Annotated in this window: 9 protein-coding genes; 5 read left to right on the top strand and 4 right to left on the bottom strand. The window is 64.5% G+C overall.

Features of this window, described 5'->3' with window-relative positions; all coding sequences use genetic code 11:
- From HKL97_RS13620 to HKL97_RS00280, 4 genes are all read right to left on the bottom strand, one after another.
- Positions 1 to 810 (bottom strand): outer membrane protein (locus HKL97_RS13620; RefSeq protein ID WP_408820503.1); only part of this gene is annotated, 810 nt, incomplete at its 3' end.
- Between the two features lie 276 nt (positions 811 to 1,086).
- The gene (locus HKL97_RS00290; protein WP_291421702.1) at positions 1,087 to 1,653 is read right to left on the bottom strand and encodes a DUF2155 domain-containing protein; all 567 of its coding nucleotides are present in this window, start codon (positions 1,651 to 1,653) and stop codon (positions 1,087 to 1,089) included.
- On the bottom strand, positions 1,653 to 2,186 hold the full coding sequence (gene mlaD, locus HKL97_RS00285; RefSeq protein ID WP_291421700.1) for an outer membrane lipid asymmetry maintenance protein MlaD: 534 nt from the start codon (positions 2,184 to 2,186) through the stop codon (positions 1,653 to 1,655). Before mlaD ends, HKL97_RS00290 begins: the two co-directional genes overlap by 1 nt.
- Positions 2,183 to 2,611, bottom strand: coding sequence for an NADH-ubiquinone oxidoreductase subunit NDUFA12 family protein (locus HKL97_RS00280; RefSeq protein ID WP_291421698.1), 429 nt, complete (start codon positions 2,609 to 2,611; stop codon positions 2,183 to 2,185). Before HKL97_RS00280 ends, mlaD begins: the two co-directional genes overlap by 4 nt.
- 139 nt (positions 2,612 to 2,750) lie before the next feature.
- Between HKL97_RS00280 and HKL97_RS00275 the strand changes: the two genes are divergently transcribed.
- The 5 genes from HKL97_RS00275 (at position 2,751) to pip (ending at position 8,815) form a co-directional block, all read left to right on the top strand.
- Positions 2,751 to 4,262 carry a TSCPD domain-containing protein gene (locus tag HKL97_RS00275; RefSeq protein WP_291421696.1) on the top strand — a complete coding sequence of 504 codons (1,512 nt, stop codon included), beginning with the start codon at positions 2,751 to 2,753 and terminating at the stop codon, positions 4,260 to 4,262.
- On the top strand, positions 4,259 to 4,720 hold the full coding sequence (locus HKL97_RS00270) for a RidA family protein (protein WP_291421694.1): 462 nt from the start codon (positions 4,259 to 4,261) through the stop codon (positions 4,718 to 4,720). Before HKL97_RS00275 ends, HKL97_RS00270 begins: the two co-directional genes overlap by 4 nt.
- Before the next feature lie 86 nt (positions 4,721 to 4,806).
- Positions 4,807 to 6,702 carry a nucleoside-diphosphate sugar epimerase/dehydratase gene (locus tag HKL97_RS00265; RefSeq protein WP_291421692.1) on the top strand — a complete coding sequence of 632 codons (1,896 nt, stop codon included), beginning with the start codon at positions 4,807 to 4,809 and terminating at the stop codon, positions 6,700 to 6,702.
- A 10-nt stretch (positions 6,703 to 6,712) separates the two neighbouring features.
- On the top strand, positions 6,713 to 7,858 hold the full coding sequence (locus tag HKL97_RS00260) for a DegT/DnrJ/EryC1/StrS aminotransferase family protein (protein ID WP_291421690.1): 1,146 nt from the start codon (positions 6,713 to 6,715) through the stop codon (positions 7,856 to 7,858).
- A gap of 6 nt (positions 7,859 to 7,864) precedes the next feature.
- Positions 7,865 to 8,815: a prolyl aminopeptidase gene (pip, locus tag HKL97_RS00255; protein ID WP_291421688.1), complete on the top strand. Its 951-nt coding sequence runs from the start codon at positions 7,865 to 7,867 to the stop codon at positions 8,813 to 8,815.
- Positions 8,816 to 8,937 lie beyond the last annotated feature (122 nt).

Genomic DNA, 8,937 nt, shown 5'->3' with positions numbered 1-8,937 from the left:
CGTCGTGGTGGCCTGGGTTTTGCTGTCGGACGCCGCCTGCGCGATGATCTGGGTCGCACGCGGGGTCAGGCTGGCCTTATCCCAGTCAAAGAACACCAGGTAGGTGCGGGCCGGGGCAGGTGCCGGGGCCGCGGCGACCGGGGCGGCAACCGGCGCCACGGCCGGGGCCGCGGGAGCGGGATTAAACAGCTGATAGCGCAGGCCGAGCAGGAAAGTGTGGCTGGATTCCTGACCAAGCTTAAAGCGGGTGCCGGCTTCATTGTAGTTGCGGCTCTCAACCAGCTGGGTGAACTTGTATTCAGCGGTGAGGGAGAGGCCGGGGACCATCGGCAACGGATAAGCAGCGCCGGCGATGATGTTATAGGCGAAGCTGCCCTTGTTGCCGCTGACCGGGGCGTAGCCCGCAGTCTTCAGCGAAGAGTCGAGATTCTGCCACTGATAGCCGACGCCAGCGCCGACATAAGGGAAGATCGGCAGGCCGACATTCATATCATACAGCGCGTTGACCATCGGGCCGTAGGTATCCAAACCGCCGGTAACGCGCGGGCCACCGCCGATTTTATGCGCGGTGTTGCGGTAGTAGTTACCATTCAGCTCCACGCGGAAGCCGTTGCCAAAACCGTAACCGACGGCGAGATCGCCAGCATAAGAAGGACGGGACAGGATTTTGCCGGAGTTGCTCACGGGGACCGGGTTGAGAATGCTGGTGCCAGCACCCAGGCTGACATAAGGGCCGGTGACCGGCTGTGCATGCGCCATGATCGGCAATGCAAGGCAGGTGGCGGCGACAAGGGCTAAGCGCAGCTTCATGGCTAAACTCCAAAAATTACAAAACGAACCTCGCTCATTTAGTCGTGCCCCGGATGATTCAACAGAGCGAATTCACTTCAATCCTTAACATTCTGACTATGTTGTATTTTTAGCACAATTTTGCAGCGCAAAAATGAACAAATGGTAATCGGGCTGCTCTGCTGGTGAGCTCCGCTGCATCTTGCCGCGCACGGAAGCGGCAAGCAGGCCCTTGAAAAGAAAGAGCCAGCGCCTCCAAAAAAGATGTTTCGATGCCTCGAAGTTCAGAACCGGGTGCTACGAGCATCCAATGACGCGAAAGGTTTCTCCCGCGTCGCCAACGACGGTTGCGCCGGGCGTGGAACGGACCATCCAGCCGCGGAACAACGGCGGCCCGGATATATTGGCCAAAGGCTCGACCGTCAGGAATATGGCTGCATCCGGCAATTGCCCGGCGGGGCGAATGAGGCAGGACTGCACGGAGACCTGAAGATCCCCGACATTCGCCTGCCCGCCAACCGGGATGGATACCTGGGCCGTGCTGCCGTCAACCTTGTCGAGCACACCAAGCAGTGCCGTCTTGCCGGGGGTCCAACCGCTGGAAATAACGGGGGCTGTGTCAGCCATATTGGAGTCTGAGGCGGCGGAGGCCGGCGCCTGGGACCCTGGCGAAACAGGGGGTTGTGCCTGCACGAGGCCGGGAGGAGGCGTAACCGGCGCAGGCGCGGCGGCAGAAGCCGGCGCAGGAAGAGGGGCCGAAACAATCGGCGGCGGCGGCGGAACAGCCACGGCGCTACCCGTCTGCCCCCAGGCGGCGCCGCCTGCCAGCAAGGCGAGAACAGCCGTGGTGGTGCGAAGCCGCATTATTTTGCCGCTGCCGGAGAAAGCGCCGCAGGGTTAGCCGGCACGCTCGCGCCGCTGCCCTGGGCGGGAGCGGATGGCTTGCCCGGCGTGCCGCCCATGGAGAATATGAACTTGCCGAGCAGATCCTCGATATTGATCGCCGACTGGGTCACGGAAAAAGACTGACCGGCGGCCAGCATGGTGTTTGAACCACCCGGCGAAACGGACACATAGTTGCCGCCCAGCAGACCATCGGAGGCGATGGTGGCGCTGCTGTCCTCAGGCACCTTGATGCCGTTATCAATCACCAGCCGGACGATGGCGGCGTAAGTGTTGGGGTCCAGCCGTTCATCGGCGACATGGCCGATGACAACGCCGCCGATTTTAACATCGGCGCCGACGGTGAGGCTGCCGATGCTTGAGAATTGCGCCTGCAGCGGGTAGCCGCTCGTGGTGACGGTTCCAGATTCGGTGAGCGCGTAAACCAAGAACACCGCCGCAACAATGATGACCGCAAAGCCGGTAAAAAGCTCCGGAAGTCTGCGGGCCATCATCCCTGCCCCGGCGTCCAGGATTCGTAATCGGCCGAGGCGGCGGCGCGCTGGCCGCCCTTATAATCATGCCCGGCGGGACGGTAGCTTTCCGCCGTGCCCGTGAGGTTGGGCTGGTGCGGTTTGACCCAAGGCTTGCCCCCGGTCTCGGGCAGCGGCTGGTCCGTGAGGCGATGCAGCCAGGCGTGCCAGCGCGGGGCGACGGCAGAAGGATCAGCGGGACCGGCATAAACTACCCAGCGGCGGCCCTTGCGGGCGATGCCATGGGCCGGACGCTCAAAATATAAATTGCCCTGCTCGTCGCGCCCGGCGAGGCGGCCGTGGCGAAGCGTGTAGAGCACGAGGCCCGGGCTGAAGATTAGCCGGCGCAGACCACCGAGCTGGCTGATTGAGACTTTGGCAACGGATGCGGATTGGGAAGTGCTCATGCCGCCTGATATAAGTGAAGCGGGCGCTGTGGTCCATCTTCAAGTTGCGCGCAGACTATCCACAGTATTTTGTGGCTTGGAACAAAATTTGCCACTATATGCACTTTAACTGGCGCACAGGCCGGCATAGGATGAGGGCATGGGCACTTATAGAACTGACAAATCCTGGCATGGCATAAAACAGGCGGTGTTCGCCGGACGCGCGGACCCGGATTCGGTGGCGGTTGATGTTAAAATTCCCGCCGCCTGGGGCGCCGGGGCGGCCGATGCGCTGGCGGGGATACTGCCGGAGCGGGGCGCGCTGGACATTGCGCTCGCCGCGCAGGCCTGGATTGCACCAATCGCAGCCCGGGCGCAAACCACCGCAATTGCGCCGGAGCTGGGCGCGCAGCTGCATGAGCTGCTGGCCGCGCGGCTGGGAAGCCCAAGCGCCGAGGTTTGGCAGAACAAAACCTCCGTGCAGCCGGGCTTTGTGTTCAACCTGAATGCATTTGTTGATGAAGCGGGGGTTTTTGACATTGCCCGGCTGGGGGCGATGGTGCAGCGCGCGGTGACGGCGCTGACGCTGAGCGCCCCCTCGGCGCACAGGCTCAATATCGGCTTCACGGATCTCAATCTGTTCCTGGCGAGACTCGGCGTGGATTATGACTCCACACCGGCACGGGACACGGCTTTCACGCTTACAGCGTTCATGGGGGCGCAGGCGGACATCGCCTCGGCCAGATTGCTGGCACGCGGCGCGGCGCCGGGATATACGGTGACAGCCGCCGCTTTGCCGGCTGATTGCGTGGTGCCGGGGTTGAAGGAAGCGGCCGCGGCGGCGCAACGGGAGGCACTGGCCGCTGGCTCACGCCGCCACGAGACATTGCTCGGCTTTTCCGCGACGCCGGAAATTGAGGCCCTGCTGGGGGCTGAGGCGCGTAATTTCGCCCCGGCGCTCTCGCCGGTGGACGATGAGGGGCGGCTGAGCCTCTGGGTTAACGCGCGGCTGGCAGCGCTGGGCCTGAATGCCGAGGCGGCTCTGGCCAGGATGTTGAGCGGTGAAGCCTTGCTCCCTCCCGTGCGCCCGGCGGCGCATGCCGCGATGCATGATGCGCTGGAGCCTCTGGTGGCGCGGATGCCCGCGCGTCCGGCGGCGCCCATGCCGGCGCGCCGGCAGTCCAACCGCGAGGCATTGCCCGCGCGCCGCAGCGGCTACACGCAAAAAGCCAGCGTCGGCGGGCATAAATTATTCATCTCCACCGGCGAATACGGCAATGGCCGGTTGGGCGAGATTTTCATTGCGCTGCATAAGGAGGGCTCAGCCTTCCGCGGCCTGATGGATGCCTTTGCGATCGCGGTGAGCCTGGGGCTGCAACATGGGGTGAACCTGGAGGATTACGTCGAGGCGTTCACCTTCACGCGCTTTGGCCCCGCCGGGACGGTGGAGGGCGATCCGGCGGTGCCGCAGGCGACCTCGATGATCGATTATGTATTCCGCAATCTGGCGGTGAACTATCTGGGGCAGACGAATCTGGCCCCGGCAGTGCCGGAAGCCAGCGATACCGTGGGCGATGGCGCGGCCGACCGCGCGCCGCTGCTGCCGCTTGATCTCCCCGCCCCCGCCCCGCGCGAACGGCGCAAAAACCTGAAACTGGTGAGCAACGCATGAATGTGATCGAACGGCTGGCCGAACTTGGAATCACGCTGCCAAGGCCGATGCCCCCGGTGGCGACTTATGTGCCAGTGAGCATTACCGGCAGTCTGGTGACCGTGAGCGGGCAGTTGCCAGCCATTGACGGCAAGGTGGCGGTAACGGGGAAACTCGGGCTGAATGTCTCGATCGAGGAGGGGCAGCACGCGGCGCGGCTTTGCCTGATCAATGTGCTGGCGCAGCTGGAAGCAGCGCTGCCCGGCGGGCTGGCGAGCATTGCCAAAGTGGTCCGGCTTGGAGGTTTCATCGCCGCGACGCCGGAGTTCTCGCAGCACGCCGTTGTGATGAACGGTGCGTCCGATTTGGCGGTGGCCGCTTTTGGCGATCTGGGGCGGCATGCGCGCTCGACCGTCGGCGTGGCGTCGCTGCCGCTGGACGCGGCGGTTGAGGTTGAAGGGACATTCTGGCTCGGCTAGCGCCGCGCGCCCGGCATGTTTTAAGCCGGGGCGGTTGATCATGCTTATGGATAAACCGCAGCTTCCCCGGGTATAAGGCTGCAACCATGAGTGAGATCAACCTTTCGCGAATCCAGGCCCGGATGGCGGTGAACATACTGCTGGACGGTGCGCTCGCGGCGCTCGCGGTAGGGTTAAGCTTCTGGCTGGCCGACCCCGCTGCCCCCATACCGCAGCCGCCCGTGTTGCCTCTGGGCGGCGCGGTGGCGATCTGGCTGATCGGGGTGCCGCTTGGCCTCCCCCGGCTGCATTGGCGGTTTATCTCCTTCAGGGATCTGGCCATGATCGGCGCCGCCGGAGCGGTTACGGCGGTGATGCTGGTGCTGCTGCTCATCGGTTCGGGTATCCCCCTGCCCTCACCGGCATTTCCGGTCATTCTGGCTTTGTGCCTGGTGGTGTTTCTGATTTCACCGAAATTCCTGTACCGCTTGGCGCGCATCCGCAGTTCTGACCGCCGGATAGCGGCGCAGAGGGCTATTCTGGTGGGCGACGCCGCAAGCGCGGAGCTGTTTTTGGCGGCGCATCATCAGGCGGCCGCTTCTCCCTACCGGGTGGTGGGGGTGTTGGCGCTCTCGGCCAAACACATGGGGCAACGGCTGCATGGGCTGGATGTTTTTGGCACCGTGGACAAAGCGGAAGCGGGGCTCGCCAAGCTGGAACAAAAACCTGATCTGCTGATTATCACCTCAGGCGGCTTGATGGGTGACAGGCTGACGAGCTTGCTGGCAGTTGCGGTGCGCAGCGGCATCAGGGTGTTGCGCGCCCCCAGCCTGACCCGGCTGGCCCCGGCTGAGCAAAAACTGGAATTGCAGCCGATCGCGATTGAGGATCTGCTGAACCGCCAGCAGGTGCGGCCTGACCGTTCCGGGATGGCGCGGCTAATCGCGGGCCGGCGTGTGCTGGTGACAGGTGCTGGGGGCAGCATCGGCGCGGAACTCGCGCGCCAGGTGGCGGGCTTTGCGCCGGCGGAGATTCTGCTGCTGGACAATGGCGAGTATGCGCTTTGGCAGATTGATCTGGAACTGGCGGAACTGGCCCCGGAGCTGCCACGGCGCGCGGTGATCGGCGATGTGCGGGATGCGGCGCGGATGATGGCGTTGTGCCTGAAATTCCGCCCCGAGCTGGTGTTCCACGCCGCCGCGCTGAAGCATGTGCCGATTGTGGAGGCAAACCCGCTGGAGGGGGTGCAGACCAACGTGCTCGGCACGCGCGCGGTGGCTGATGCCGCCGCCGCCAGCGGCGCGGCGCTGATGGTGCTGATCTCCACCGACAAGGCGGTGAACCCAAGCTCGGTGATGGGGGCCAGCAAGCGGCTGGCGGAAATGTATTGCCAAGGGTTGAACGTGCAGGCGCGGCGCGGCGGCGGCCAGGGAATGCGCTGCGTGACCGTGCGGTTTGGCAACGTGCTGGGCTCCACCGGCTCGGTGGTGCCGCTGTTTCGCCGGCAGCTGGCCCTGGGTGGACCGCTGACGGTGACTCACCCCGAAATGCAGCGCTACTTCATGACCGTGCGCGAAGCCGTCGGGCTTGTGCTTCAGGCCTCGGTGGTGGGCCGTGACGAGACGGTGATCCCCGATGGCGGGATTTTTGTGCTGGATATGGGGGCGCCCGTGAAAATCGTGGATCTGGCCCGGCAAATGATCCGGCTTGCCGGGCTACGGCCGGATGTGGATGTGGCGATCCGCTACACCGGGCTGCGGCCGGGGGAGAAATTATTCGAGGAGCTGTTCCATGGCGGTGAACAGGCCGAGCCCACGGGCCATGAGGGGTTGCTGATGGCAAGCCCGCGCGTGAGCGATGTGCGGCTCGTAGCCGCCGCGATACGCGATATTGAAGCCGCCTGCGTGACGGCCGACGAAGCCGGGGCCCTGGCGGCACTGGCGCGGATGGTGCCTGAATTTGTCCCGGCGGGAGGTCTCGCCGTTTTGAGTCCGGCGAGCTAGGATTGGTATTATGAACACAGAGAATCTTTCCCCCGTCGTGTTTCTTGACCTGAAAGCGCAGCAGGCGCGCATTGGCCCCGGCCTGCGCGCCAGGCTGGATGCCGTGCTGGCGCATGGGCAATATATTCTCGGCCCGGAGGTAGGCGAGTTGGAGGCCCGGCTGGCGGCGTTTTGCGGCGCGGCGCATTGCGTGACGGTGAGCTCGGGCACCGATGCGTTACAGATTGCGATGATGGCCGAGGGAATCGGGCGAGGCGACGCGGTGTTTCTGCCGGCCTTCACCTACACCGCCACCGCAGAGGTGCCGCTGCTGCTGGGGGCCACGCCGGTGTTCGTGGATGTTGATCCGCATACGTTCCAGATTGATCTGGCGGGGCTGGAGGCACGGATCGCCGATGTGAAGCGTGGCGGCGTGTTGCGGCCGCGGGCCGTGGTCGGCGTGGATCTGTTCGGGCAGCCGGCGGATTGGGAGGGAATCCGCGCCATTGCCGCGCGCGAAGGGCTGTATACGCTCGATGATTGCGCGCAGAGCTTTGGCGCGGCGCTGAAAGGCGAGCGGCTGGGCAGGGCGGCGGATGCCACGGCGACCAGCTTTTTCCCCTCCAAGCCGCTTGGCGCTTATGGCGATGGCGGCGCGCTGTTTACGGAGTCGGCTGAGCGCGCGGCGCTGTTCCGCTCGCTGCGCACGCATGGCGAGGGCACCACGCGCTATGAGGTAATGCGCATCGGCATGAACGGGCGGCTGGATACGATGCAGGCGGCGGTGTTGCTGGCCAAGCTGGAGGTGTTCGAGGGCGAGATTGCGCGGCGCGAGGAAATCGCCGCGATTTACGACAAGGCGCTGGCCGATGTCCTCAAAATTCCATCGCGGGTGGCGCAGAGCGTGAGCGCCTGGGCGGTTTATTCGGTGTTGCTGCGCGACGAGGCGGAGCGCGAAAAGGCCAAAGCCGCGTTGCAGGCTGCGGGGATCGGGCATGCGGTGTATTACCCGCGCGCGCTGCATCAGCAGCCGGCCTATGCCTCCTGCCATGATGGCGTGCCGCTGCCGGTGGCCGAAGGGCTGGGGCGGCGGATTCTGGCGCTGCCGATCCACCCGGATTTGAGCGACTCGCAGGCCGCCCGGGTGGCGGCTGTGCTGCGCGGCGCCTTGGCATAGCACGCAATGCCGCGCGGTGATCTGTTCCCGGAAGTAGCGCCCTACCAGAGCGGGTATCTGCCCCTCTCCGACGGGCATGTGATGTATTGGGAGCAGGTCGGCAATCCGCTCGGCAAACCGGTGCTGTTTCTGCACGGCGGGCCGGGCGCGGGCGCGGGAACGGTGCACCGGCGGTTTTTTGATCCGAATGTGTGGCGGGCGATTATTTTCGACCAACGCGGAGCCGGGCGATCCTCGCCGCTGGGCAGCCTGGTAGCGAACACCACGCCGCATTTGGTGGAAGACATCGAGGTATTGCGGAAATTTTTGGGCGTGGAGCGCTGGCTGCTGTTTGGCGGCTCCTGGGGCTCGACGCTGGCGCTGGCTTATGCGCAGGCGCACCCCGAGGCTGTAACCGGCGCGGTGCTGCGCGGCATTTTTCTTGGCCGGACGGCGGAGGTGGAATGGTTTCTGCATGGCTTGGCGCGCGTTTTTCCCGAGGCGCATGCGGCGTTTTCACGATTTCTTCCTGAAAATGAACGGGCGGATTTGCTCGCCAGCTATTTGCGGCGGCTGACCGATCCCGACCCGCTGGTTCATGGACCGGCAGCGCAAAGCTGGAGCGTTTATGAGGGATCATGCTCGACGCTGCTGCCCAGTTTTGAGGCTGTGTCGGCCTTCGCGCAGGACCGCTCAGCGCTTGGGCTGGCGCGGATCGAGGCGCATTATTTCGTGAATGATCTGTTTCTGCCCGCTGGCGGACTGCTCAGCCGTATGGAGAAACTGCGGGAGATCCCCTGCGAGATCGTGCAGGGGCGCTATGATATGATCTGCCCGGCGCAGTCGGCGTTTGAACTGACGGCGGCATGGCCCCGCGCACGGCTGACCATGGTGCCCGATGCCGGGCATTCGGCCCTGGAGCCAGGGGTGCGGACGGCGTTGATCGCCGCGCTGGAGCGCTGCCGGACGCTGGCTTAGAGCCTGATTGGTTTAAGTAAGAATATGCATCCGGTGAATGACGCGGGCCTTACTTTTTTAGGTGTCGTCGTTCTCTGATGATATCCTCGAGGTTTTCGACGCCGAAGTCGGAGAAGGCTGCG

The sequence above is a fragment of the Acidocella sp. genome, assembly GCF_013044125.1.
In the GTDB taxonomy this organism is placed as follows: Bacteria; Pseudomonadota; Alphaproteobacteria; order Acetobacterales; family Acetobacteraceae; genus Acidocella.
The sequence above is the reverse complement of the archived record's forward strand: the minus strand, read 5'-3'. Positions and strand labels throughout refer to the sequence as shown.